Source organism: Rothia nasimurium, from assembly GCF_928391935.1.
GTDB classification, from domain to species: Bacteria; Actinomycetota; Actinomycetes; order Actinomycetales; family Micrococcaceae; genus Rothia; species Rothia nasimurium_D.
Map to the genome: position 1 here is coordinate 1 of NZ_CAKMTD010000021.1, position 1,335 is coordinate 1,335.

Consider the following 1,335-nt stretch of genomic DNA (forward strand, 5'->3'; position numbering starts at 1 on the left):
CTGTCAGATTAACGGTGTAAACCCACAACAAATCTAGCGACCAGCCACCTGCGGCAACCGATCACCAAAAACAATAGCAAAAGCATTCAACGCCGGCTTCCACCGAGTCATCCACCGCCGAGCACCAGCACCTGAAGGATCCAAAGACCGAACCGTCAAATACATAAACTTCAAAGCCGACTCCTCAGACACAAAATGCCCACGCGACCTGGCAGAACGCCGCAACCTAGCATTCAAAGACTCAATCGCATTCGTCGAATACAACACCCGACGAACCTCCATCTCATACGACAAAAAAGGAATAAATTCCTCCCAGCGACGCCACCACAAAGCACTAATAGCCGGGTACTTCTCATCCCACTTCTGCCCAAAGGCCTCCAAAGCCGCCTGCGCAGCCTGCTCGGTCACCGCCTGATAGACCGGCTTCAAATCCCGGGAAATCGCCTCCCAGTGCTGCCTGGGGGCGTAATGCATGGAATTGCGGATCATGTGAATGACGCAGTTTTGCACAATCGTGCGTTCATAGACCGCATTCACGGCCTCAGGCAGGCCGGTGAGCCCATCACAGACCAGGTAGAAGATATCAGCGGTGCCACGGTTCTTCAGCTCGGTCAGGATCTGTAGCCAGAATTTGGCTGATTCGCCTGCCCCTTCAGGGCCTGCCCAGATTCCTAACACATCCCTAGCGCCTTCGACGTTGACTCCCATAGCCACGTAGAAGGGGCGGTTGCTTACCTGCCCTTCGCGGACTTTCAGGTAGATTGCATCGATAAACACAGCCAGGTAGACCGTTTCTAGGGGCCTGGCGGCCCATTCATTCATCTGGTCAAGGACCGTTGCGGTGATACGGCTGATGGTGTCTTTACTGATGCTGGCCCCATAGATTTGCTCGAAGTGGGCTGCGATGTCACCGTAGGTGAGTCCTTTGGCTGCTAGGGAGAGGATGATTTCATCGACGTTTTTGAGTCGACGGGCTCGTTTGGGCACGATGGTCGGTTCGAAGGAGCCGTCGCGGTCGCGGGGGACTTTGATGTCGATGGGGCCGACGGTGTCGGTGAGGATTCTTTTGGTGCGGTAGCCGTTTCTGGTGTTTTGGCTTGTTTGGTTGGGGTTTTCGGCGTGTTTGGGGTAGCCGAGGTGGTCGGTGAGTTCTTCGTCGAGGGCAGCTTGGATGATGTCTTGGGTGAGGGTTTTGAGTAGGGTGTCGCTGCTGAGGTCTAGGCCTTGTTCTTTGGCTTGGGTGATGAGGTTTTGGGCGAGTTGGTGTTCTGTTGTCATGGTGTTATTTTCTCCTGTTGGGGTTGGGAGGGTTTACACCGTTTTCCTGACAGTCCC

The 1,335-nt window shown here is 54.7% G+C and carries 1 protein-coding gene; it reads right to left on the reverse strand.

The annotated features are described in order from the left end of the window. Nucleotides 1-33: 33 nt before the first annotated feature. Nucleotides 34-1,278: an IS256 family transposase gene (locus tag L7A15_RS10575; RefSeq protein WP_272878666.1), complete on the reverse strand. Its 1,245-nt coding sequence runs from the start codon at nt 1,276-1,278 to the stop codon at nt 34-36. Nucleotides 1,279-1,335: the final 57 nt, after the last annotated feature.

What these genes read in the sequence shown, in the direction of transcription:
- L7A15_RS10575 (WP_272878666.1), bottom strand. Translation starts at nt 1,278, where the DNA reads ATGACAACAGAACACCAACTCGCCCAAAACCTCATCACCCAAGCCAAA.